General features: G+C 67.4%; 25 protein-coding genes and 1 other RNA gene. 5 read left to right on the top strand and 21 right to left on the bottom strand.

Features of this window, described 5'->3' with window-relative positions; translation table 11 throughout:
- Positions 1-54: 54 nt before the first annotated feature.
- The 9 genes from EK403_RS09890 to tolQ form a co-directional block, all read right to left on the bottom strand.
- The gene (locus EK403_RS09890; RefSeq protein WP_128777429.1) at positions 55-540 is read right to left on the bottom strand and encodes a copper chaperone PCu(A)C; all 486 of its coding nucleotides are present in this window, start codon (positions 538-540) and stop codon (positions 55-57) included.
- A gap of 56 nt (positions 541-596) precedes the next feature.
- Positions 597-1,652 (bottom strand): tRNA lysidine(34) synthetase TilS, encoded by a 1,056-nt coding sequence (gene tilS, locus EK403_RS09885; protein ID WP_128777328.1) that lies wholly within the window; start codon positions 1,650-1,652, stop codon positions 597-599.
- A 51-nt stretch (positions 1,653-1,703) separates the two neighbouring features.
- Positions 1,704-2,780, bottom strand: a complete 1,077-nt coding sequence (gene ybgF, locus EK403_RS09880) for a tol-pal system protein YbgF (RefSeq protein ID WP_128777327.1) — start codon at positions 2,778-2,780, stop codon at positions 1,704-1,706.
- A gap of 124 nt (positions 2,781-2,904) precedes the next feature.
- Positions 2,905-3,423: a peptidoglycan-associated lipoprotein Pal gene (gene pal, locus EK403_RS09875; RefSeq protein WP_245479619.1), complete on the bottom strand. Its 519-nt coding sequence runs from the start codon at positions 3,421-3,423 to the stop codon at positions 2,905-2,907.
- A gap of 210 nt (positions 3,424-3,633) precedes the next feature.
- Positions 3,634-3,984, bottom strand: coding sequence for a hypothetical protein (locus tag EK403_RS09870; RefSeq protein ID WP_128777326.1), 351 nt, complete (start codon positions 3,982-3,984; stop codon positions 3,634-3,636).
- A 101-nt stretch (positions 3,985-4,085) separates the two neighbouring features.
- Positions 4,086-5,393, bottom strand: a complete 1,308-nt coding sequence (tolB, locus tag EK403_RS09865) for a Tol-Pal system beta propeller repeat protein TolB (protein ID WP_128777325.1) — start codon at positions 5,391-5,393, stop codon at positions 4,086-4,088.
- 91 nt (positions 5,394-5,484) lie between these two features.
- On the bottom strand, positions 5,485-6,714 hold the full coding sequence (gene tolA / locus EK403_RS09860; RefSeq protein ID WP_128777324.1) for a cell envelope integrity protein TolA: 1,230 nt from the start codon (positions 6,712-6,714) through the stop codon (positions 5,485-5,487).
- Positions 6,715-6,721: 7 nt separating this feature from the next.
- Positions 6,722-7,171 (bottom strand): protein TolR, encoded by a 450-nt coding sequence (gene tolR, locus EK403_RS09855; RefSeq protein ID WP_128777323.1) that lies wholly within the window; start codon positions 7,169-7,171, stop codon positions 6,722-6,724.
- A 6-nt stretch (positions 7,172-7,177) separates the two neighbouring features.
- Entirely contained in the window at positions 7,178-7,855 is a 678-nt protein-coding gene (tolQ, locus tag EK403_RS09850; protein WP_128777322.1) for a protein TolQ, read from the bottom strand.
- A gap of 201 nt (positions 7,856-8,056) precedes the next feature.
- On the opposite strand from tolQ, the gene EK403_RS09845 reads away from it, so the two are divergent.
- Together EK403_RS09845 and EK403_RS09840 are read left to right on the top strand one after the other, a co-directional pair.
- Entirely contained in the window at positions 8,057-8,839 is a 783-nt protein-coding gene (locus EK403_RS09845; protein WP_128777321.1) for a trypsin-like serine protease, read from the top strand.
- Positions 8,840-8,992: 153 nt separating this feature from the next.
- The gene (locus EK403_RS09840; RefSeq protein ID WP_128777320.1) at positions 8,993-9,775 is read left to right on the top strand and encodes a S1 family peptidase; all 783 of its coding nucleotides are present in this window, start codon (positions 8,993-8,995) and stop codon (positions 9,773-9,775) included.
- Between the two features lie 340 nt (positions 9,776-10,115).
- Here EK403_RS09840 and ybgC read toward each other — a convergent pair whose 3' ends face one another.
- Both ybgC and ruvB read right to left on the bottom strand, forming a co-directional pair.
- Positions 10,116-10,556 carry a tol-pal system-associated acyl-CoA thioesterase gene (gene ybgC / locus EK403_RS09835; RefSeq protein ID WP_245479618.1) on the bottom strand — a complete coding sequence of 147 codons (441 nt, stop codon included), beginning with the start codon at positions 10,554-10,556 and terminating at the stop codon, positions 10,116-10,118.
- Positions 10,557-10,560: 4 nt separating this feature from the next.
- The gene (gene ruvB / locus EK403_RS09830; protein WP_128777319.1) at positions 10,561-11,595 is read right to left on the bottom strand and encodes a Holliday junction branch migration DNA helicase RuvB; all 1,035 of its coding nucleotides are present in this window, start codon (positions 11,593-11,595) and stop codon (positions 10,561-10,563) included.
- A gap of 74 nt (positions 11,596-11,669) precedes the next feature.
- Between ruvB and EK403_RS09825 the strand changes: the two genes are divergently transcribed.
- Complete coding sequence (locus EK403_RS09825) at positions 11,670-12,737, top strand: hypothetical protein (RefSeq protein ID WP_128777318.1); 1,068 nt, start codon at positions 11,670-11,672, stop codon at positions 12,735-12,737.
- Here EK403_RS09825 and ruvA read toward each other — a convergent pair.
- The 3 genes from ruvA to EK403_RS09810 form a co-directional block, all read right to left on the bottom strand.
- Positions 12,734-13,357 (bottom strand): Holliday junction branch migration protein RuvA, encoded by a 624-nt coding sequence (ruvA, locus tag EK403_RS09820; RefSeq protein WP_128777317.1) that lies wholly within the window; start codon positions 13,355-13,357, stop codon positions 12,734-12,736. The two genes, EK403_RS09825 and ruvA, sit on opposite strands and share 4 nt — an antisense overlap.
- Positions 13,354-13,866: a crossover junction endodeoxyribonuclease RuvC gene (ruvC, locus tag EK403_RS09815; RefSeq protein ID WP_128777316.1), complete on the bottom strand. Its 513-nt coding sequence runs from the start codon at positions 13,864-13,866 to the stop codon at positions 13,354-13,356. Before ruvC ends, ruvA begins: the two co-directional genes overlap by 4 nt.
- A 65-nt stretch (positions 13,867-13,931) precedes the next feature.
- Positions 13,932-15,179, bottom strand: coding sequence for an Hsp70 family protein (locus tag EK403_RS09810; RefSeq protein WP_128777315.1), 1,248 nt, complete (start codon positions 15,177-15,179; stop codon positions 13,932-13,934).
- Between the two features lie 128 nt (positions 15,180-15,307).
- Between EK403_RS09810 and EK403_RS09805 the strand changes: the two genes are divergently transcribed.
- Positions 15,308-16,060, top strand: a complete 753-nt coding sequence (locus tag EK403_RS09805) for a sulfite exporter TauE/SafE family protein (protein WP_245479617.1) — start codon at positions 15,308-15,310, stop codon at positions 16,058-16,060.
- 17 nt (positions 16,061-16,077) lie between these two features.
- On the opposite strand, the gene EK403_RS09800 is transcribed toward EK403_RS09805, so the two are convergent.
- On the bottom strand, positions 16,078-16,818 hold the full coding sequence (locus EK403_RS09800; RefSeq protein WP_128777313.1) for a YebC/PmpR family DNA-binding transcriptional regulator: 741 nt from the start codon (positions 16,816-16,818) through the stop codon (positions 16,078-16,080).
- Positions 16,819-17,265: 447 nt separating this feature from the next.
- Here EK403_RS09800 and EK403_RS09795 point away from each other — a divergent pair, with 447 nt between their 5' ends.
- The gene (locus tag EK403_RS09795) at positions 17,266-19,560 is read left to right on the top strand and encodes an FdhF/YdeP family oxidoreductase (RefSeq protein WP_128777312.1); all 2,295 of its coding nucleotides are present in this window, start codon (positions 17,266-17,268) and stop codon (positions 19,558-19,560) included.
- Between the two features lie 310 nt (positions 19,561-19,870).
- Here the strand turns inward: EK403_RS09795 and EK403_RS09790 are convergent, their stop codons facing one another.
- The 6 genes from EK403_RS09790 to ssrS all read right to left on the bottom strand — a co-directional run bounded on the left by EK403_RS09790 (position 19,871) and on the right by ssrS (position 23,249).
- Positions 19,871-20,311, bottom strand: coding sequence for a hypothetical protein (locus tag EK403_RS09790; RefSeq protein WP_128777311.1), 441 nt, complete (start codon positions 20,309-20,311; stop codon positions 19,871-19,873).
- A gap of 8 nt (positions 20,312-20,319) precedes the next feature.
- Positions 20,320-21,243 (bottom strand): ParA family protein, encoded by a 924-nt coding sequence (locus EK403_RS09785; RefSeq protein WP_128777310.1) that lies wholly within the window; start codon positions 21,241-21,243, stop codon positions 20,320-20,322.
- 91 nt (positions 21,244-21,334) lie between these two features.
- Positions 21,335-22,159 (bottom strand): TIGR00282 family metallophosphoesterase, encoded by an 825-nt coding sequence (locus tag EK403_RS09780; RefSeq protein WP_128777309.1) that lies wholly within the window; start codon positions 22,157-22,159, stop codon positions 21,335-21,337.
- A gap of 73 nt (positions 22,160-22,232) precedes the next feature.
- On the bottom strand, positions 22,233-22,358 hold the full coding sequence (locus EK403_RS23600; protein WP_280986584.1) for a hypothetical protein: 126 nt from the start codon (positions 22,356-22,358) through the stop codon (positions 22,233-22,235).
- A gap of 109 nt (positions 22,359-22,467) precedes the next feature.
- Positions 22,468-23,073: a 5-formyltetrahydrofolate cyclo-ligase gene (locus tag EK403_RS09775; protein WP_128777308.1), complete on the bottom strand. Its 606-nt coding sequence runs from the start codon at positions 23,071-23,073 to the stop codon at positions 22,468-22,470.
- Between the two features lie 15 nt (positions 23,074-23,088).
- A non-coding RNA gene (gene ssrS / locus EK403_RS09770) (6S RNA) lies at positions 23,089-23,249 on the bottom strand.
- Positions 23,250-23,361: the final 112 nt, after the last annotated feature.

Genomic DNA, 23,361 nt, shown 5'->3' with positions numbered 1-23,361 from the left:
TCGTGGTCACGCCGGGAGGCTTACGGCATCGGGCCGAGGCTTGCGAGGGCGCGCTCAGTGGCCCTTGTGGTCCATCCCCTCCATCGACGGCTTGGCTCCCGCCGCCTCGACTGCGAATTCCACCTCGACCTTGCCAGCCTTCTCGAAGACCAGTTCGCCCTTGACCTTTTCGCCCTTGGCGAGCGGCTTAGTCAGGCCCACGAACATCAGATGCTTGCCGCCGGGCGCGAAATCGACGGTCTCGCCGGGGGCGATCGCGACTCCGCCCTCGATCTCGCGCATCCTGGCGACGCCGCCCTCCATCGAGCTCTCGTGAATCTCGGCCTTCTCGGCGAAAGGCACGGTGACGGACACAAGCCGATCGGCCTCGCCGCCATGGTTCATGATGGTGAGATAGCCCCCCCCCACCTTGCCGCCCGGAACGGTGGCGCGCGACCAGGGGTGACGGATCATCAGGCCGCCGACGTTGTAGTCGTGGGCCGCGGCGGGCGCGACGAGCAGCGCGAGCGCCAGTGGCGCGATGAAGCGTAGCTTGATCATGTCGTTCACTCCGGAACCGGCCGCCTCCTCAGCCTGGAGGATCGCGGCCGGCGACTTCATAGCGGCCCGTGCCCGTGCGCGCCACGTGCGCGGCGCGGCGGCGCCGGGCTGACGGAGATCGCCCCGTCGGAGGTCCATTCCACCCGGGCGCCCGCGAGCGTGCCGACGCCGGAAGGTTTGGTGACGATCCGGTCGGCGAGCCGCTCCAGCCGGTCGAGCCGCGCCCGTGCGTCCCCGACCTTCTCGATCACGGTTCTTAGCAATCGCAGCTTGATCTCGTCGGCGAGCCCATAGGCCGTCGGCTCGATCCGCAGCGTCGCGCCCTCGGCTCGGACATGCGCCCCGAAGGCGGCGTCGACGGCCTGGTCGAGCGCGGCGTTGACGCGCAGCATGCGGAAGGCGAAAACCGCGAGCCGCTCGGCCGTCAGCCCCTCGCGTTCGAGCGCCTCGCGGCTGGCGCGAAGACGCGGCCGCGCAAAGCGCAGATCCGCGTTCATCGCATCCTCGGCCCAGCCGATCTTGCGGGCGCGCAGCGTCTCGACGAGCCGCCGCTTGGGAACGCCGAGGAAGGGTCGGATGGTGACGACGCCGTCGCGCGACACCTCCTGCCGGATGGCCGCGAGGCCCGAGGGTCCGCTGCCGGCCGCAAGGCGCATCAGGACGGTCTCGGCCTGGTCGTCCAGGGTGTGCGCCGTCGCGAGCGCGTCCGCTCCGATCTCCTTGGCGTGGTTCGCGAGCGCCGCATAGCGCAGGCGGCGCGCCGTCTCCTCGATTCGGGTCGCCCCGCCCGTGAGCGGCGCATCGAGCCGCGCATGCGGCAGGCCGTAGGACGCCGCGAGGGCCGCGACCGCCTCCGCCTCCTGAGCGGCTTGGGGCCGCAATCCATGGTCGACGGTGGCGACAAACAGCGACGGGCCGCCCCTCCCCTGAGCCCATTCGGCCGCGAGGACGAGCAGCGCTGTCGAATCCGCGCCGCCCGAGACCGCCAGAACGATGCGTTCCTGTCGCGGAAAGGCGCGCTCGAAAAGGAGGGCGCTCTCGACGCCGCCGATCGCGTCGCTGCGCTGCGCCTCGCTCGTCTGGGACTCGTCCTCGACGTCGTCCTGGCTCATCGGTCCGTCAGCCCTGCGCTCCGACGGAAGCGGACCGTGCTTCGGGACGACTCAGCACGACAGCCGCTTCAGCTCTCGGTCCGACTGCGCCTTGATGCGGGAATATTTCCGACCGGCCTCCGCGATGGTCGCGCAGGCCTCCTCCTTTTTGCCCATGCCGTTCAGCGACATGCCGAGCTTCAGCATGCTCTCGGGGGCCTTCGCGGATTGCGGAGCGTCCTTGTAGATCGAGAAGAAGCTGTCGGCGGCGTCGGTGTATTTCCTGCGCTGATAGAGGCTCTCGCCGAGCCAGTAGCGCGCCTCCGCCGCCTTGGCGTCGTTCGGATGCGCGCGCAGGAAGTCGCGGAACGTCGCCTCGGCCTGACCGTAGTCACGGCGCTGCACGAAGCCGACGCCGAGCGCGAACTGGTCGCTCGCGTCGCCGGAGCCAGCCGTCACACCCATGTCGCGCGACGCCATCCGGTCGCCGTCGCCATAGCCGCCGCCCGAAGAGCCATACCGGTCGCCGCCGCCCACGCCAGGCGGGCGTATGCTCATCGGCGCGTTGGGGTCGTCGTCCTGGCCGCCGTCGATCAATCCGCCGATGGCGTCGCCGCCGCCCGACGAACGGGTCTGGCCGAGCGTGGCGGGAGGCGCGCCGAGCCCGGTGTCGGCCGAGCGCGATCCGCGATCCGGCGACGTGGTCCCGGTCGCGTCGCCGGCGTCGCTTCGGCGCGGGGGCTTGGAGGAGCTGGACGAGCCGCCGCTCTTGCCGCCTTCGAGATCCTGCAGGCGGAAGTCGACGTCGCCCTGGAATCGCTTGAGCTGCTCGTCGTTGCGCCGGCCCTGGAATTGGAGCTCCTCGAGCCGGCCGTTGAGCTGGCGCATCTGGTTCTCAAGCCGGTCGAGCCTCACCGCGATGTCGGCCATCGAGGACTGCGCGGGCTGCACGGCGCGAGGCGCCGGCGGCTCGTCGCGGTTGCCGAAGAACGCCAGGCCGCGCTCGAGGCCGTCGACACGGCGCTCGAGCCATGACGGCGCGTCGTCCGAGCCCGAGGACTGCGCCATCGCGCCCGTCGAGGCGAGGCAGGCGAATACGGCGCCGAGCGCGAGGCGTCGGACGAGCGAAGAGCGCGAAGAGGCGATCATGTGCGGAAGAGGTCCCGGCCGATAAGCGAGGCGATACAAGGCGGTTACCTCCCCAGTTCGGCCGAAATAGGGCCGGCTCCGGCGGCTTCCCTGCAGGAAGGAAGACGCCGGAGCCGATGCTTCGTCAGGAGCCGGCGCCGCCGCTCAGCGCCGTGACGGCGCGGCGGTTCTGCGACCAGCAGGAGATGTCGTCGCACACCGCGACCGGACGCTCCTTGCCGTAGGACGTCGTGCGCATGCGGCCGGCCGAGACGCCGCGGGCCGCAAGATAATCGCGGGTCACCTGGCTGCGGCGGGCGCCGAGCGCGAAGTTGTACTCGCGGGTGCCGCGCTCGTCGGCGTGACCCTCGACGAGGATCTTGTAGCGCGGATATTTGCCGAGCCACGACGCCTGCTTGTCGAGCGTCGAGCGCGCGGTCGACGTGAGCTCTGTCGAATCGGTTTCGAAGAAGACGCGATCGCCGACATTCACGACGAAGTCCTGCGTGCTGCCGGGAGGGCCTCCGCGGCCGCCCGCTCCGTAGCCGCCGGCGCCATCGAGGCCGTCGGCTCCGGACTTCTTGGCGCAAGCGCCGAGAGCAAGCGCCGCGCACAGCGCGACGGCGATCTTGGCGCTGCGGCCGATACGCATGGTACGCAACATCCCCGATGACTCCTTGTGACTGTCGGTTGCGACCTGCATAGCATCGTCCCCCTTAACCGAAGGTTCCGTTAGGCTTAAAGAACGGTTGATTTCGCGGTCCGCGAAGTCCTGTCCCCGAGCCCGAGCGATCGCCCGCGAAGACGGCGCCATCGTGACCCGATGGCGGCGGAAGGGGGTTTGGCGACGGGGTGAGTCCGCGGCGCCACAGCGTCAAAGAGCCATCTTCTTTCTGTCCACACCCCCGGCCTTTTGCCAGGCATGGTATCTGTGGGTAGCAGCGCCAAAGCTGATGCCCATGGCTGAAGCCACAGCGTAGCGAGATTTTCCAGCGTCAAAGAGGCGGTAGCAAACCTCGACCCCTTGCTCGGTGAGCTTCTCAAGGCCGCCAACTTCGTACTTATTTTTTGGACTCTTTGGATCAATCGCATCCTCACCGACTTCAGGCGGGGGATCGAGGAGCCCTTTGAGTACGTTCAAACCAGAGAGGGTTTGCTCCACTCCAGAAATAATCAACCCGAGCGCCGCGCGCGCTGCATCTCGTTCACTTGAGGAAATCGACATGCTCTTTCCTTATAGTGGCTATGGATAGTAACCTTCCATAGTCACCATAAGGATGGATGTCAATTGATATCTGTAAGGTGATTACAGACAGGTAACGATCCTCAATTCAGCGGCGGCGACCAGGCCGGGTCGGAGGCGAAGCCCTGAGTCGGGATGACCTGCTCGTTCCGGCCGGTGATGTCGATCGAGTAGATCTTCGGGCCGCCGCCCTGGTCGCGGAAGAACATCAGCACCCGGCCGTTCGGCGCCCAGGTCGGCCCCTCATTGTGGAAGCCCGAGGTCAGGACGCGCTCGCCGCTTCCGTCGGGCCGCATGACGCCGATCGAGAACTGGCCGCCGGACTGCTTGGTGAAGGCGATCAGGTCTCCGCGTGGGCTCCAGACAGGCGTCGAGTACCGCCCCTCGCCGAAGGAGATGCGCTGCGCGCCCCCGCCGCCGCCGCTCATGACGTAAATCTGCTGGTTGCCGCCGCGGTCGCTCTCAAACACGACCTTGGAGCCGTCGGGCGAGAAGGACGGCGAGGTGTCGATCGCGCCGGAGTCGGTCAGCTTGGTGGTGGCGCGCGAGCGGAGGTCCATCACGTAGATCGAGGAGTTGCCGCCCTGCTCGAGGCTGAAGGCGACGCGCTGGCCGTCCGGCGTGAAGCGCGGCGAGAACGTCATCCCCGGGAAATTGCCGACCTGCTCGCGCTGCCCGGTCTCGATGTTCAGCAGATAGACGCGCGGGTCCGCGTTGCCGAACGACATGTAGGTGATTTCCTGGCTGGTCGGGCTGAAGCGCGGGGTCAGCACCAGCTCGGAGCCGGAGGTGATGAAGCGGTTGTTGAAGCCGTCCTGGTCCATGATGGCCAGGCGCTTCACCCGCTTGTCCTTGGGACCGGTCTCGGAGACGTAGACCACCCGGGTGTCGAAATAGCCCTTCTCGCCGGTCAGCCGCTCGTAGATCATGTCGGCGATCAGATGCGCGACGCGGCGCCAGTTCTTGTCGGTCAGGAACTGCTGGCCCTCGAGCTGGTTGCCCGCGAACACGTCCCACAGGCGGAACTGCGTCGAGACGCGGCCGTCGCCCTGCCGCACGACCTGGCCGGTGACGAGCGCCTGGGCGTTGATGATGCGCCAGTCGCCGAAGCGCGGCGGCGCGTCGAAGGACGAGATCCGCTCGATGAAGGCCTTCTGGTCGATCGGCGCGAATAGGCCGGAGCGCTTGAGGTCGGCGGAGATGACGCTCGCGATGTCGCGCGCGAGTTGCGGGTCGCCGCCATTGGCCAGGAAGTCCGGGATCGCTATCGGGAGCGGCTGGACGTTGCCCTGGTTGATGTCGATCGAGACCTGCGCGGACGCCGGGGCTGCGAAGATCAACGCGAGCGCCGTGACGGTCGCGCTGAAAAGGCGGATGGCGATGGACGTCATCGAGCTCTTCCGGAAAGAGGGTGGATGGGCGCGAGGGCGAGTCGCCCGCGCCCTCTGACGATCCCATGCGGCGAAGCCAAGGCGAGAGCGGTCATCCGCCCATCATTTCCTTGGGATCGAAGTTGATGTTGACCTGCCGCCAATAGTCGTAGGATTCGGCGGGCAGCTTGAGCGGCGCGCAGCGCTGGACCGCGCGCGTCGCGGCGCCGGCGGCGGCGCGGAAGGCCGGGTTTGAGGAGGAGTTCACGACCGTCGGCCCATCGGCGAGCGAGCCGTCGGCGTTGAGGGTGAACTTCACGCGCACGGCTAGGCTGCCGTCGTCGGCGGCGCCGATCGGCGGGTTCCAGCACTGCATGACCTGTTCGCGCACCGCGTTGTCGATGCCCGTGCGCTCCGACATCGAAAGCTTCGCAGCCGTGCCGCGGCTGGTGCCGGCGGTCGTCTCCGGCGCGGTCTCGCGCGCCGAAGCGGCCTTGCGGCCGGGATCGCGGACGTCCTTGAGGGCGCTGTCGCTCGAGGACGACTTGTTCCCCAGCAGGCTCGCGATCTTGGACGGGTCGAACTTGCGTTCGGCGGCCTTCGCCTTCTCGGCCTCGGCCTTCGCCTTGGCGGCCTTCTCGGCTTCGGCCTTGGCGAGCTTCTCGGCCTTTTCCTTGGCGGCCTTCTCGGCGGCGAGCTTGGCCGCCTTCTCTGCCTCCGCCTTGGCGGCCTTCTCGGCCTCGGCCTTCTCCTTGGCGGCCTTCTCGGCGGCCTCGGCCTTGGCGAGCCGTTCCGCCTCGGCGGCCTGAGCGGCGAGCTTCTCGGCCTTTTCCTGGGTCGCCTTCTCCTGCGCGACCTTGGCGGCCTTTTCGGCGGCCGCCTTCTCCTGCGCGGCCTTCTCGGCTTTCTCGGCCTTTTCGGCGGCTTCCGCCTTGGCGGCCTTCTCGGCCTCGGCCTTCGCGGCCTTCTCGGCCGCGACCTTGGCGGGGTCCGGCTCCGGCTTCGGCGCGGGCTTCGGAGGCGCTTCGGCCTGCGCCGGGGCGGGCGCCGGCGGAGGCGGAGGAGCCTTCACGTCCTCCTTCGCGACAGGCGTGTCGTCGTCGACCGGGTCGCTGTCGACGGCCGCGACCTGCTCGGCCTTCTGCTTGGGCGCGTCGACCTTCTTCGAGGTCTTGGAGCCCTTGGTCATCGCGTCGAATTCCTGCGGCGTCAGGATCTCGATCGGCAGCGCCTCGGTCGGTCCGACCTCGAACGGCTTCGCCGAGCTCAGCCCGATGAACGCATAGGCGAGCAGCGCCGCATGCGCGCCGGAGGACAACAGGATGCCGGGCCGCACCTTCATCGAGGCGTCAGCTCCCCTGCTCCAGGTCGGTGACGAGCGCGACCCGTTTGAAGCCCGCCGAGGACAGCGTGCCCATGACCTTCATCACCTGGCCGTAGTTCACGTTTCTATCGCCCCGAACGTAGATGCGTTCGTCGTAGCCGGAATTCGTGATGGCAATGAGGCGCGGCGCCAGCTCTTCGACCTGGACGGGAGTCTCCTGCAAGAAGACTTCGCCTTTGGTGTTCACCGTGATCGTCAGCGGCTCCTTCTCTTCATTGAGAGGATTGGCCGAGGTCTGCGGAAGATCGATCGGCACGCCGACGGTGAGCAGCGGCGCCGAGACCATGAAGATGATCAGCAGCACCAGCATGACGTCGACCATCGGCGTCACGTTGATCTCGGACATCACATGCGTGCGCCGGCGCCTGCGCGCGCCATGCGCAGCCCCGCCTCCGCCGCCCGAGCTCATGCCCATCTGGGTTTAGCCCCGCTCGTCGATCTGGCGAGACAGGATCGCCGAGAACTCGTCGGCGAAGCCCTCCATCCGGCTCGCCTGGCGCGTCACCTGATTGGAGAACTTGTTGTAGAAGATGACCGCCGGGATCGCGGCGATCAGGCCGATCGCGGTCGCGAACAAGGCCTCGGCGATGCCCGGCGCGACGACCGCGAGCGACGTGTTCTTGGACGCAGCGATCGACTGGAACGACGTCATGATGCCCCAGACGGTGCCGAACAAGCCGATGAACGGGCCGGCCGAACCCACCGTCGCAAGCACCAGCAATTTCGATTCCAGCCGCTCGACCTCGCGCGCGATGGTCACGTCCAGCACCTTGTCGATGCGCTGCTGGAGCCCGGCGACCGAGCGCGAGCCGCTCTCATAGGAGCGCTTCCATTCCCGCATCGCGGCCACGAACAGCGCCGCCATCGCCGAGTTCGGCCGGTTGAGCAGCGAACGGTAGAGCTCCTCGAGGCTCTGGCCGGACCAGAAGATCTTCTCGAACTTGTCCATGTTGCGCTTGGTGCGCGAGAACAGCAGCTGCTTGTCGATGACGATGGCCCAGCACCAGACCGAAGCCGCGAGCAGGCCGAGCATGACCAGCTTGACCACGAGCGCGGCCTGGAGGAACAGGCCCCAGAGCGACATGTCGGGCGTGGGCATCGTCTGGTCGTCTCCAGTCTGCGCGGGCCTTGGTCGCCGCGGCCGCGCCGTCGGGGCGCAGGCGACCGGCCGCCCGGCGCGCGTCCTTCGACCCCAAGGCTCGGAACGACCGCGCCTTTGGCGCGCAACTGTGTTGAAACTTCGACCCGATCCCGCAGGGCTCTCCCGTTCATGGACTGTCAAGGTTAAGACGGCGTTACGATGGCCGACCTGTCACTCATCCGCGACACTTCGACGATCCGCCGGGCGGCGCCGGCGTTTGTCGTCGCATGGCTCGCGGCCGTGGGGGCGGCGCGCGCCGATCCGGCCGACGCGGCCGCGGCTGCGGCCGTCGCGGTGCAGGCGGTCGAGCTGATCGGCGGCGGGCGCGCCCGCGTCCAGGACTGCAGCGGCGCTCTGATCGAACCGGACCTCGTGCTGACCTCCGGCCACTGCCTCGACGGCGCGTCCGACCCGTCGCGGGTCGCGGTGTTCGCCTATCGCGACGGCAAGCCCGCCCCGCAACCGATTATCGCAGCGGCCTTCTCGCGCCACCCCTCCCATGTGGTCGGATGGCGCAAGACGCCCGGCGATCCGGAGACCCGCCAGCGCGAGATCGCCTCCGACCTCGCGCTCATCCGCCTCTCCGCGCCTGTCCCGGGCGCAGCGCCGCTCGGCTTCGGCACGCTGGCGGGAGCGACTGGCGGAGCGGCCGGAACCGGCGGCGCCGGACCTGCCAGCCGTTCGGGCGCGATGAAGCGCGTCGCCCTCGCCTCCGTCCGCGCCTCGACGGGGTCGGGAGCGCGCGTGGTCTTCGCCAGCGCGGACAAGACGGTCTGCGGCGGCGACAGCGGAGGACCGGCGGTCGGGACGGACGGCCGGCTGTGGGGCGTGGTCGCCGCAGTGCTCAAGCCGCGCGGCGGCTGCGGGCCCCGCATCGCGATCACCCCGGTCGATCCGGCGTCCGAGGAGTTTCGGCGGATGCGCGCAGGGCTCGGCCGCTAGCCGCGTGGTTGTCGCTTGACGGACACAGGCGGCGCGCCACGTCCCTGCGACCTCATTTGGAGACCTTACGGTCAGCCGGCGCCGTGCCATGGTGCGGCTCCCTGCCTCGTCGAGGCTCCGCCGCGCCAGCGGCTGAACGCAGGATGTCTCTCGATGCATTCGAGTTTGCGCCGGCTCGTCGCGGCGATCGGGCTCCTGGTCGTGGCCGCGACGCCTGCGGCGGCGCTGGTCGGCGGATCGGCCGCACGGACCGGCGATCGGGTCGCCCGGGCGACGGTGTTCATCACCGCGCTGACGCCCTCGGGCCGCAACCGCGCGCAGGTCGGCAACTGCACCGGCGTCCTGATCGACCCACAGCTCGTGCTGACCGCCGGCCACTGCCTCAGCGACCTTGGCGGCCCGAGCCTCGTGGTGGCGCAGTTCTTCGACCGCTACAACCGCGTCTCCCACACCATCCAGGTGGCGTCGGGCGCGATTCATCCGGATTATGCGGGCCGCGCCTCGGCCGACGATCCGAAACCGGAGCTTCTCGGCGCGGACCTCGCGGTCCTCAAGCTCGCCGAGCCCGCGCCCCGCGACCGCAAGCCGATCGCGCTGGCGCGCCAGCCGCTCGAGGCCGCCAAGGCGCGCTCGGTCCTGTTCGGCGCCGGCTTGCGCGTCGCTTCAGACGAGGGCTCGGGCGGGCAGCTCCGCGTCGCGCGGGTGTCGGCGGAGGTCGTGACCGCCGGCCCGACCGCGGTCGCGCTCGGCGCTGCAGCGGGCGCGATCTGCCGCGGCGACAGCGGCGGCCCGGTGGTGTCGTCTGGCGGGCTCTGGGGCGTGATCATCGCGATCGTTCGCCGCAAGAACCTCTGCAACTCGACCGTCTTCATGGCGGTGCTCGACCCGGACTCACGCTCGTTCCGCGTGATGCTCGCACGGGCGCGCCGCGGCTGAGGGCCGAGCGCATCCGACTTGCCGAACGGCGACGGCCGCATCATCGACGGCCTCGGCCCGACGATCGGTCTCTCCGCGAAAGACGATCGATGCCCGGATCAAGTCCGGGCATGACGGCCGCGCCTCGGTCCGAGCGGTCCTGCCTCCAAGAGCCCGTCCGGAAAGCCGCTTCGAGTCGGCTTTGAGCTTTGACGCCGTCGTTCCGGGCGAAGGCCCGGAACCCATTTCCTCTGCGTTTCGATGAGTTCGGCGACGGTGGCGGAAATGGATGCCGGGACTTCGCCCGGCATGACGACCCGCCTTCGACCGTCGACCAACTTATCCGACGGGCTCTAGGAGCTCACTCGGTCCGCAGCATCTCGCGGCGCATGCGCTCAGGCATCCGGGCCGGGCGGCCGGCGCGCAGATAAGCGCATTGCGCGGTCGCGGCGACCAGCATGTCGCCGCCGCGCGTGACCACCTGCCGAAGCACGAGCGACGCCGCCTTCACATCCTCCGCCTGGGTCGTGACGGCGATCACGTCGTCCATCTGGGCGGGCTTCAGATAGTCGATCGTCATCCGGCGCACGACGAAGCCCTCGCGCTTTTCCTCCCACAGACGACGGTGGTCGAAGTCGATCGCCCTGAGGATCTCGGTGCGTGCGCGTTCGAGGAAGCGCAGATAGCTCGCATGGTAGACGAAGCCCGAGAAGTCGGTGTCCTCGTAATAGATCCTCAGCGTGAGCACGTGGCGCACGCCCTCCATGCGGCCGCCGAGGCCGTCGGTCACGTTGGCGATCAAAGAATCAGTCCTCTTCCCCCTCGAAGAGCGGCATCTGGGCGGCGTTCGGCGGCGTCGCAAGGCCGAGATGCCGGTAGGCGCGCTGCGTCAAAACGCGACCCCGCGGCGTGCGCTGAAGGAAGCCCTGCTGCAGCAGATAAGGCTCGATGATCTCCTCGATGGCGTCCCGTGGTTCGGAGAGCGCGGCGGCCATCGTCTCGACGCCGACCGGGCCGCCGCCATAGTTCTCGGCGATCGCCGAAAGATAGCGTCGGTCCATGGCGTCGAGGCCGAGATCGTCGACGTCGAGCAGCCTCAGCGCGCGGTCGGCGGAGGCGCGCGTCACCTCGGGCTCGCCCGAGACGGAGGCGAAATCGCGCACGCGCCTCAGCAGCCGCCCCGCAATTCGCGGCGTGCCGCGCGCGCGGCGCGCGATTTCTCGCGCGCCCTCGGCCGCCATCGGCAGGCCGAGCACGCGGGCGCCGCGCGCCACGATCAGCTCGAGCTCCTCGACCGTGTAGAAATTGAGCCTGACCGGGATGCCGAACCGGTCGCGCAAGGGGGTGGTCAGCAGCCCCGCCCGCGTGGTCGCGCCGATCAGGGTGAATTTCGAAAGGTCGATCCGGACCGAACGCGCCGCCGGCCCCTCGCCGATGATCAGGTCGAGCTGAAAATCCTCCATCGCCGGATAGAGGATCTCCTCGACGGCCGGGTTGAGCCGGTGGATCTCGTCGATGAAGAGGACGTCGCGCTCCTCGAGATTGGTGAGCAGCGCAGCCAGATCGCCGGCCTTGGCGATCACGGGGCCCGAGGTCGCGCGGAAGCCGACGCCGAGCTCGCGCGCCACGATCTGGGCGAGCGTCGTCTTGCCAAGGCCCGGGGGGCCGGCGAGCAGCACATGGTCGAGCGCCTCGCCGCGGGCGCGCGCCGCCTGAATGAACACAGCGAGGTTCTCGCGCGCCTGTTTCTGCCCGGTGAAGTCGGCGAGCGTCTTGGGGCGAATCGAGGCGTCGAGCTCGTCATCGCGGACGTCCGGGTCGCGGATGGGGCTTGCGGTCATCGGGCCGATCGATCTCGGAGGCGCTCGTCGCCCGTGATAAGGGTTCGCCGGTCCTCTGCAAACCGGATGAAGCGATGCAGGACACTCCGCCCCCGGCCTCGACGCGCCGCGCCTATCTCCACATCGGCGCGCCGAAGGCCGGCAGCAAAACGATCCAGGGGTTTCTGGGCGTTTATCGTGACGCGCTGCTCAAGCGCGGCGTCGAGGTCTGCGACTTCGGACATGGCGACGTGGTCACGGGCCCGCTCGCCCTCACCGGCGCGCTCAGCATCGAGCGCGATCCGGAACGTCCCCAGAGCGCGCCCTGGCGGTGGCTGGACAGGCGTCTCAAGGAAACGGACAGCCACATCTGCGTCTCGCGCGAGCAGTTCTGCAACCATCTCAATGACGCCGACCAGCTCGCCTTCATGCTCGGCCTCTTCGAACGGCGGGGCGTCCGGCCGAAGCTCATCGCCTATGTGCGCGACCATGTCGGCTATCTGAACGCCGCCTACACCCAGCAGGCCAAAAAGCTCCGGCTGACGGAGGAGTTCGACGTCTGGGCCGCGCGGCTCGTCGCCTCTCCCCCGCCGCGCTATTCCTACTGGCGGATGTTCCGCCACATCCTCGAGACCGAAGGCGTCGACTTCGTCGTGCGCCCCCTCAACGAGGTCGCCGAGGGGCGGCTGGTCGAGGCGTTCTGCGGCGAGATCGCTTGCGGCGATCTCGACGTCTCGGGCTTCGACGGCGCGCCCTACCGCAACGAGACGCCGGGCTCGCGCGCGATCGCCGCCAGCCTCGTGGTCGGCCGCGCGCTTGCCGAGCGCGGGATCGACCCCGACGAGCATCCGCATCTGGCGCGCGTCTTCAAAGAAGGGGTTAGAGCGCGCGGCTGGACCGAGAAGGCGTTCTTCGGGCCGGACGAAGAGACCGCCGGGCGGCTCGAGGCGGCCTACGCCAAGGCGGATGAAAGGCTCGCACGGTCGGTATGGGGCGTCGGCTGGCGCGAGCGCGTGCCGCCGACGCGCCGGCCCCGCAACGTCTTCGACATCGGAGCGGCATCGGCGGCGGAGCGGGCGGAGATCGACGACCTCGCCCGCGAGGTCGTCGACAGGGCGACCCGAAAACCGTTCTGGAAGCGACTGCTTCCGGCCCGCGCCTAGGATTTCGCGAGCTCCTTCAGCCCGCCGCGGATCAGCTTCTCGGTCGTCGCGTCCTTGTCCAGCGCGCGGGCGGCGGCCGCGACGGCGGCGCTCGCCTGCGGCGCGGCGTAGCCCAGATTGACGAGCGCCGAGACGGCGTCACGCACGGGGCTCGTCTGCCCTTTCGCCTCGGCGACCTCGCCCGCCAGCCGAGCGGTTCCGGGATCGACGTCGGCGAACAGCGGGGCTTTGTCCCGAAGCTCCGCCGCGATGCGCGCCGCGACCTTGGGGCCGACGCCCTGGGCTCGCGCGATCGCGACCTTGTCCTGAAGCGCGATCGCGGTCGCGAGGTCGGACGCGTCGAGGGTCGACAAGATCGCGAGCGCCACCTTGGTCCCGACGCCTTGAACAGTGTTGAGCAGGCGGAACCATTCACGCTCGAGATCGGCCATGAAGCCGAACAGCTGGATGCGATCCTCGCGCACATGGGTCTCGATTGAGAGCCGCGCGGTCTCGCCGGCGTTCGGCAGCCGCGACAGCGTCTTTGAAGAGCAGTGCACGACATAGCCGACGCCGCCGACGTCGAGGATGACCCAGTCAGATCCGACCGAGTCGACGACGCCGGTGAGCTTGCCGATCATGCCGAGACCTTGAGCGCGAGGGCGCGGACGCCGCGGTGCTGAGCGTGGCAGATCGCGATCGCGAGCGCGTCCGCGGCGTCGGCGCCCGCGACCCGCGCGCTCGGCAGCAGGACTGCGATCATCGCCTGGATCTGGCGCTTCTCGGCGTGGCCCGCGCCGACCACAGTCTTCTTCACGAGGTTCGGGGCGTATTCGGCGACGTCGAGCCCAGCGAGCGCCGGAACCAGCATGGCGACGCCCCGCGCCTGTCCGAGCTTCAGCGTGGCCCGGGCGTTGGCGTTGACGAAGGTCTCCTCGACCGCCGCCTCGTGCGGCGCATGCTCGACGATCACCGCCGTCAGCGCGGCGTGGAGCGCCGCGAGCCGTTGGCCGAGCGGCAGCGTCTCCGGCGGCGCGATCACGCCAGCGGCCAGGAACGACAGGCGCGTCCCCTCGGACGCGACCACGCCCCAGCCGGTGCGGCGGAGGCCCGGATCGACGCCGAGGATGCGAATCGGGAGCGTGCTCATCCGGGCCAGACTAGCGGCCAATCCTTGACGGAACACAAGCGGAACGGACGGCGCGTTCGGCCGCCTCACCCGTAGCGGCGGGCGGCCTCGATGGTGAGCCCGGTTCCCACCGCGCCGAAGATGTCGCCCTCGACGACCTTGGCGTCCGGGACCTCGCCAAGAATCGCCGCGCGGACATGCGGGATGCGGGTCGAGCCGCCGGTCAGGAACACGGCGTCGATCCTGTCGGCCTCAAGTCCCGCGGCGGCGAGGCAGCGGCGGATGCGCTCGGCGATCCTGCCGGCGAGCGCCGCGGTGTGGCGCTCGAACGCCTCTCGGCGGATCGACGCCTTCAGGCCGGCATCCGCCCAGTCGAGCGCGATCTCCGTCTCCTCGCCGTCCGACACCCGGATCTTGGCGCTTTCGACGGCCGCCGCGAGGCCGTGGCCGCGCTCGTCCTCGACCGCGCGGATCAGCCGGTCGATGAGCTCGGGCCGCGCGGCCTCCCGGCGCACCTCGCGGATCTGGCGGAGCGCGCGGCCGTCATAGAGCCGATTGATGCTCGACCAGGTGGCGAGGTCGTGGAAATAGACCGAGGGCGCCTCGAGCTCGCGCCGCTTCATCGGCGAGCCGAGGCCGAACAGCGGCATGACCGAGCCGAGGCTCAGCCGCCGGTCGAAGTCGACGCCGCCGACCCGCACGCCTTCATTCGCCAGCACGTCGCCGCGACGGTCCTCTCGCCTGCGCCGGCCGGGACCGATGCGCACGACGGAAAAGTCCGACGTACCGCCGCCGATGTCGGCGATGAGCGCAAGCTCCTCGCGGGCGACGCCGCGCTCATAGTCGAGGGCGGCCGCCACGGGCTCGAGCTGGAACGACACCTCGCGGAAGCCGACCGAGAGCGCGATGCCGCGCAGCGTCTCCTCCGCGCGGGCGTCGGCCTCGTCGTCGCCGTCGACGAAATGGACCGGGCGGCCATGCACCACCGCATCGATCTGCCGGCCGGTCGCGGCCTCGGCGCGGCGCTTCACGATCGCGAGGTAGCGGGCGATGACCTCACGGAACTTGACCCGCTCGAGCCCGACCTGGGTGGCCTCGTCGATCAGCGAGGTTCCGAGCACCGATTTCAGGCTGCGCATCAGCCGGCCGGCCTCGCCGTCGAGATAGGCCGACATCGCCGCGCGTCCGACCTTGGGCGCGGCTCGCGGCGCGAAGAAGATCGCGCTCGGGATCGTGGTCTCCTCGCCTTCCAGCCGCGCGAGCAGAGGCCGGCCGGCGTCGATCACGCCGAGCGTTGTGTTGGATGTTCCGAAGTCGAGGCCGCAGGCTGTCATGGCGCTGCTCCTCGCCCAGGACGCGCGCGATGGCGATTGGACGAAGCGACGCGCGACGCCGCGGAAATGGCGGCGCAAGACTGCAAAAAAGCTCGATCGCGGCGGGCCGCGCGGTGCTACATCCGCGCGTGCTTCAGTCCGTCGTCGATTCCACGCTTGGCCTCGCCGTCGCCATCGCGCTGCTCTCGGGAGTCGTGCGCGGCTTTTCGGGCTTCGGCAGCGCGCTGATCTTCGTGCCGCTGATCTCGGCGCTCTACGATCCGGCGCGGGCGACGCCGGTGTTCTGCCTCATCGACGCCGCTCTGATGTTCCCGATGGCGCTGCGCGCGTTCAGGCGCTGCCACTGGCCCGAGGTCGCGCCCATGGCGCTCGCCACCGCGGCCTTCACGCCGGTCGGCGTCTACGCCCTGGTGGTGGTCGATCCGGTCGTTCTGCGATGGGCGATCGCCATCGCGGTCACGGCTACTCTCGCGCTGCTCGCGAGCGGCATGCGTTATCAAGGCCGCCCGCATATGGCCGCGACGCTCGGGGTCGGGGTCGTGGCGGGGGTGCTCGGCGGCTCCGCCCAGATCTCGGGGGCGCCGGTCGCCGCCTACTGGCTGGCGGGCCCCGGCGAGCGCGCAACGATCCGCGCCAACATGATCGCGCTGTTTGCGGTGGTGTCGGCCGCAACCTTCGCGTCGCTGCTCTGGGCCGGCCTGCTGACCGCAGAGGTGGCGCGGCTCGCGCTCTGGCTCGGGCCGGCCTATGGACTCGGCATCTTTCTCGGCGCGAGGCGCTTCGTCGGCGCGACGGACGCCGGTTACCGCCGCGCGGCCTATGCCGTGATCCTGCTGGCGGCCGCGCTGTCGGCTCCGGTGTGGGACGGGATCTGGCGGTAGCGCGCAGACCCCGCGCCTCAGAGCTTCGCCATAACCTCGTCGGAGATCTCGTAATTGCCGTGGACGTTCTGGACGTCGTCGTCCTCGTCGAGCGCGTCGAGCAGCTTCATCAGCGATGCGGCCTTGTCCTCGTCGAGCGCGGTCGTGACGTTGGGCCGCCAGACAGCCTTGGCGCTCTCGGCCTCGCCGAGCGACGCCTCGAGCGCCTTCGACACCTCGTTCAGATCCTCGAAGGCGCAGGTGACGACGTGGTTTTCCTCGGACGACTCGACGTCTTCCGCGCCGGCCTCGATCGCGGCCTCCAGCACCTGGTCGGCGGAGCCCGCCTTCGCCGGATAGACGATCTCGCCCACGCGGTTGAACATGAAGCCGACCGAGCCGGTCTCGCCGAGCGCGCCGCCGGACTTCGTGAAGTAGGAGCGGACGGCCGAGGCGGTGCGGTTGCGGTTGTCGGTCAGCGCCTCGACGATGATGGCGACGCCGCCGGGGCCGTAGCCCTCGTAGCGCACCTCCTCATAGTTCTCGGTGTCGCCGCCCGCCGCCTTGTTGATCGCGCGCTGGATGTTGTCCTTCGGCATGGACTGCGCCTTGGCGGCGTTCACCGCGAGGCGCAGCCGCGGGTTCATGTCCGGGTCCGGCATCCCGGACTTGGCCGCCACCGTGATCTCGCGCGCGAGCTTCGAGAAGAGCTTCGCCCGGACCGCGTCCTGGCGGCCCTTGCGGTGCATGATGTTCTTGAACTGCGAATGTCCGGCCACGGGGCGGGGCTCCGGCTGCTCCGGACGCCCCCGGGTCGCTGCTTCGGCGCGCGCGGCGGGACGTCCGCTGTCTGGAAAGCCGGCCTTATAGAGCCGAGCGCCTGCGAAAGGAAGCGGCGCCAAACGCTTGCGCCGCCTGACGAAGGCGGCCCCGGGTCATGCGGAATGCGCAGAGGCCCCATGCTGCAATGCGATATCAGACTCGAACTCGCAGCCGTCCGAGCCGCGCCGATCGAAAGGCGAAAGCGAGCCTCTCGCCAAGAAAATGATCGGAATAGCTTATCAAGCTCGGCTTGATCCAATTCCACTTTTCAAGTGTCAATAGGCGAAATCGATCGCTGCATCAGCGGCGCAGATCACTCATTTTCATTGCATGCCGGCCATTCCGACCGCACTTTTCTTCCGTCGCGGCGCATGTGTCGCGTCCATAGTTGATTGAGATTTTCTATGAGCGATGCGGCTTCGCCTCTGAAGAAATCCAAGGCCGCCGGCGGCTGGGGTGCCCTTCGCAGTTGCGGAAAACATCTGCTGGCGAGCGGGTCGGCGCTGGCCGGCGCGAAGGCGATGCTCAGCGCCAACCAGCCGGACGGTTTCGACTGCCCCGGCTGCGCCTGGGGCGATCCCGAGCACGGCTCCTCCTTCGAGTTTTGCGAGAACGGCGTGAAGGCGGTCGCCTGGGAGGCGACTGAGAAGCGCGCCGCGCCGACCTTCTTCGCCCGCCACACCGTGACTGAGCTCAGAGGCTGGACCGACTACGACCTCGAGAATGTCGGCCGCCTCACCCAGCCGATGCGCTACGACCCGGCGAGCAACCGGTTCATCGCGGTCGGCTGGTACCAGGCCTTCGCCGAGATCGGCCGCGAGCTCAACGCGCTTTCGAGCCCCGACGAGGCCGAGTTTTACACCTCCGGCCGCGCCTCGAACGAGGCAGCCTTTCTCTACCAGCTGTTCGCCCGCGCCTTCGGGACCAACAATTTTCCCGACTGCTCGAACATGTGCCACGAGGCGAGCGGCATCGGCCTCATTCAGTCGATCGGCATCGGCAAGGGCACGGTCGAGCTCGAGGATTTCGAGCTCGCCGACGCGATCTTCGTGATCGGACAGAACCCGGCCACCAACCATCCGCGCATGCTGGGCGACCTCCGCCGCGCGGCCCAGCGCGGGGCCAAGGTTGTGGCGCTCAATCCGGTGCGCGAGCGCGGCCTGGAGCGCTTCGCCGACCCGCAGGACAAGATCGAGATGCTGCGCGGCGGCTCCCGCCCGGTCGCGAGCCATTACGCCCAGCCGAAACTCGGCGGCGACATGGCGGCGATCCGCGGCATGGCGAAAATCGTGTTCGCGCGCGACGCCGCCGACCGCGCCGAAGGCGGGCCGGGCCTGCTCGACGACGCCTTCATCGCCGAGCACACGACCGGCCTTGAGGCCTGGCGCGCGGAGGTCGAGGCGGCGGGCTGGGACGCGATCGAGGACCAGTCGGGCCTCGACCGCGCCGAGATCGAGGCGCTCGCCGAGATCTATCTCGGCGCCGAGCGCGTCATCGCCACCTGGGCGATGGGCGTGACCCAGCACAAGCATTCGGTCGCGACCGTGCGCGAGATCGCGAACCTGCTGCTGCTGCGCGGCCATATCGGCCGGCCCGGCGCCGGCCTCTGCCCGGTGCGCGGCCATTCCAACGTGCAGGGCGACCGCACGGTCGGCATCAACGAGAACCCGCCCGCCTGGCTGCTCGACAATCTCGACCGGGAGTTCGGCATCGCGGTTCCCCGCGCCCCCGGCCACAACGTGGTGGCGGCGATCAAGGCGATGGCGGAGGGCCGGTCGAAGGCCTTCATTGGGCTCGGCGGCAATTTCGCCCGCGCGACCCCCGACACCGCGTTGGTCACGGAAGCGCTCCGCCGCTGCCGGCTGACCGTGCAGATCGCCACCAAGCCCAATCTCGGCCACATGGCGGTCGGCGAGGTCGCCTATCTGCTGCCCTGCCTCGGCCGCACCGAGATCGACCGCAACGCCGCCGGCAAGAGCCAGATCGTGACCGTCGAGGACTCGATGTCGATGGTCCACGGCTCCGGCGGCATCAACAAGCCGGCCTCGCCGCATCTCAAATCCGAGGTCGCGATCATCGCGGGGATGGCGGAGGCGACGCTCGGCAAGAGCCTCGGCTGGGCCGCGATGGCCGAGGACCACGACCTGATCCGCGACCGTATCGCCCGCGTCATTCCGGGCTTCGAGGACTTCAACGTCCGCGTGCGCCAGCCGCGCGGGTTTCGCCTGCGCAACGCCGCGGCCGAGCGCGTCTGGGAGACGCCGTCCGGCCGCGCCGAGTTCTCGGCCGCCCCCCTGCCGCTCGAGATCGAGCACCAGGCGGCGCGCAGGCGTTCCGGAGAGTTCGTGCTGCAGACCTTCCGCAGCCACGACCAGTACAACACCACGATCTACGGCCTCGACGACCGCTATCGCGGCGTCTATGGCGAGCGCCGCGTCGTGTTCATGCATCCGGACGACATCGCGGCGATCGGCGCGGCGCCGAACGCCCGGGTCGACGTCGTCGGGACGCATGAGGACGGCCGCTCGCGGGTGGCGGAGGACTTCCGGCTCGTCGCCTACGACATCCCGCGCGGCTGCGTGGCCGGCTACTACCCCGAACTCAACGCCGTGGTGCCGTTCTCGCGCGCCGGGGAGCAGTCCGACACGCCCTTGTCGAAGTCGACGCCCGTGACCTTCCGGCCGAGGGAAGCCGCGTGACGGAGGCCGAGGCCTTCCTGGCGCGCGTCGACGCGCTCGCCGTCCGCCTCGGCCTCGCCCCGCTCGACGCCGCGATCTTGCTCGCGGTCGACGAGGGCGTCGCTAGCGATACGCGCTCCTTCTCTAAAGTCTTCGGAGTCCCCCATTCTTTAGTATTACGCGCCACAAATGAAATGGCCGATCGATTTGTTTCAATTGCTTGCCACAATTCACGCACTTTGCGAAGGCACTTCAAGCTCACAAGACTTGGCCGTCTAGTCATAGCAGGAGACTAAATATATTTACACGGATACAGAATAATAAAACTACATTAATCACCTCTTATTGCACGGGACCTAAGCTTATATCCAATTGTCGCATCAATAATCTTTTCCACCAAAACCTCAACGTCATCCGATTTCGTCATAGGCAACCTCAATCGCCGAGCGATACTTTCCAATTCTGCCTTTCTCTCCACGGTCTTATTTATGTATAATTTAAGATCATCTCTGGTTTCGTATGCACGAAACCGTTCAATGATTTGATCAAGGTGCTCAGACGTCAATCGTTCTGTGGTCTTGTGCGACTGCTCTAAGTCCATGCGAGCCTGCATGCCGCCTTGCACTCCGGGCCCTTTCAATGATTTTCTATTTTCTTTCAGTACATTCTTCAGATGCTGATTAACACTGTCAACATCATCGATAGAGCCGCTCTCCATTAGTTCTGCAACTTGTTTGATCAACTGTGTTAATTTTTGCGACCTGTTGGCCATCTCAGACCTCATATGCCAACTTGATCAATGAATTCATCAACAACATCTTCAAGACTGTTGACTACAGATTTATACGTTCCTGAACTTTGCTGGTTTAGAACCACGGGTATCCCAGTTTCCGGCGCACCGGCGAACAATGTGTCATTCCTCTTGATATACCTTTCGAACACATACAATCCGCTCTGCCTTCGGATCTGCTGAATGTAAGTGTTCTGCGCTTGGATCGGCTGACCCGACCTCTCTTGTATCATATTAAATACGACACCTATTGTTGCAGGATTAATTTCCTCCACATGATCGTCACCCTCCTTAGCGTAATCATTATAATCTCTAACCAGATCTGACAAATTTCGTATTAAGTAATCAATTCCAAGTGTACTCAAAAAATCTGGCCTTGTGGGAACCAACACAAAATCACTCGCCACTATCGCGGTCTTTGTAACAATATTAAAATTTGGAGGACAATCAATTAGAATAATGTCATAATCATCGTTATTTATATCCTGAATATTATCCCTCAGTCGCCGATGTACCTTAATAAAATTTTTCTTTGATTGCTTTAAACTTGCGCCAGATAGCAGCGTCGCCAACTCTAAATCAACATTTATTAATCCCAAATGAGAACTAATGATGTCGAGCTTACCAGAGCCATTCAATTTTACTTTAACTCTATTGGGTGTATAGATAAGATTATTAACATCAAAATCGTCGTTCGACAATAGTGCGTCGAACGATTGTTTAATCGTCTTGCTATCAGCAAAGGATTTTTGCCAATCCTCTGGCCGTATGAATGAAAATGTTAAGTTTGTCTGTGGATCGAGATCTATTGCTAAAACCTTATAATTTCTGAAAGCCAGCTCCCCTGCAATGTTCCACGTTACTGTGGTCTTTCCAACGCCGCCTTTATAGTTGATGACGGATACGACTTTCATTTAGCGCCCTCCCCACCATGCTATTCAGATTGTATTTTTGACCCTTCTAGAATGAGGCGTACGCTAGAATTTTGCAACCTAAGCGGTGTCTTCAGCCTTCCCAGAACTCCGGGCGCGCCTCGCTCAGGGCGCCGCCGATCCGCACCGGCGCCACTCGCGCCGCGAGCCCGCGCTCATCCAATTCCACCGCGAGTCCCGACAGCGTCCCCTCCCCGTCCGAAGGCTCGAAGCGGCCCGACGGGAGCTTCGCCAGGAAGCGGTGGACGGGCTCGTCCTTCTTCATGCCGAGCACGCTGTCGTAGTCGCCGCACATGCCGGCGTCCGACATATAGGCGGTGCCGCCCGCCAGGATGCGATGGTCGGAGGTCGGCGTATGGGTGTGGGTGCCGACCACGAGGCTCGCCCTTCCGTCCGCGAAATGGCCGAAGGCCTGCTTCTCGCTCGTCGCCTCGGCGTGGAAGTCGACGATCGCGGCGTCGCAGCCATGGCCGAGCGGGCAGGCCTCGAGCTCCGCCTCCGCGGCGCGGAACGGATCGTCGAGCGCCGGTCCCATGTAGACCTGACCCATGACGTTGACGACCAGCACCCGCGCGCCGTTGCGCGCCTCGATCAGCGCTGCCCCCCGGCCGGGGGTGCCCTTCGGAAAGTTGACCGGGCGGATCAGTCGCTCGGCGCGCTCGATGAACACCAGCGCCTCGCGCTGGTCGAAGGAATGGTTGCCGAGCGTGACGGCGTCGCAGCCGGCGTCGAGCAGATCCTCGTAGATCTGCTCGGTGATGCCGAAGCCGCCGGCGGCGTTCTCACCGTTGATCACGACGAGATCGAGCTCCCAGCGCTCCCGCAGGGCCGGAAGCTTTTCGATCACGACCGCGCGGCCGGCGCGGCCGACCACATCACCAAGAAACAGCAGACGCATAAGATCCCTCGAAGCGGCGCCGGAGCGTTAGGCGCGAACGCCCCGACGTCTCTATCGAAGGCTCAGCCGATCGTCACCGTCCGGTCGCGGCCTTTCCGGTCGCGCTGATGTCGTTGCGCACGCCGCGCACGGTGTTGGCGCAGGCGCTGAGCGCGATGGTGCTGACGATGAGCGAGACGACGACGAACAGACGGCCCACGGCGAACCTCCCGGACATGACTGGCCCCGCGAACCCGGTCATCTGGGCTCGGCCTTCATGAACGCCGAGGACGTGAATTGGTTCTTGGGCGCCGCGGCGTCTTCGCCCGTCAGGCGGCGCCGGTTCGACGCAGTCCCTTCTCGGTCAACACGCCGTCGAGCGTGACGTCGTGGCCCACCGTCGGGACCTTGTCGACCTCCTGGGCCGCGAAGGCGAGACCTATCGCCATGGCCGGCCCAACGGCCCGCAGCTTCAGCAGCGTGCGGTCGTAAAAGCCGCCGCCGTAGCCCAACCGCGCTCCCGCCGAGTCGAAGGCGGCGAGCGGCACGAAGAGCAGATCGGGAACGACCTCCGCGGCGCTTTCGGGCGGCTCCTTCAGGCCGAACGGCCGATCGTCGAGCGGGCCGCCCGGCCGCCAGTCGCGGAAGACCAGCGGCTCGCCCTTTTTCACGATCACCGGCAGGCAAAGCGGCACCCCCGCCCGAGCGAGCTTTTCCGCCAACGGGCCGGTGTCGATCTCGCCCTTCACCGAGACGAAGAGCGAGACCCGGACCGGCTTCTCGCGCGCCACGATCTCGCCGCCGAACGCGGCGATCGACCGGCCCGCCTCGAGCCGCGTCGCCGCGTCGATCAGCGCGCGCGCGCCAAGCGTCGCCTTGCGGATCGCCGCCTTGCGGGCGGCGATGTCGGCAGGCGGAGCTGAAGGCTGGGTCATGGACGAGAAACAGAGCGCGGAGCCACGATGGCCGTTGGACGGTTCGATCCCGGGACACCTACAGAGTAGGTGGGCGCCGTTTTGGCCAAGACCACGGTCGAGGCCAGGGACAGCTCCCGTTCGGAATCGTAAGGGCCCGGGGATTCAATTTGTCCTGACGCACCCCGCAGCACCGCCGGAACAAGATAGGCGAGCGACGTGCGCCGCGCCAGTGGCGTTTGCGCGATCCTTCGCGGACCTATTCCCGTCGCGTGCCCTCGGAGAGCTCCTCGGCCATGCGCTCGAGCC

This window comes from Hansschlegelia zhihuaiae (assembly GCF_004103825.1).
GTDB classification, from domain to species: Bacteria; Pseudomonadota; Alphaproteobacteria; order Rhizobiales; family Methylopilaceae; genus Methylopila; species Methylopila zhihuaiae.
Note: the sequence above shows the minus strand (reverse complement) of the source record. Positions and strands in the feature narration are given on the sequence as shown.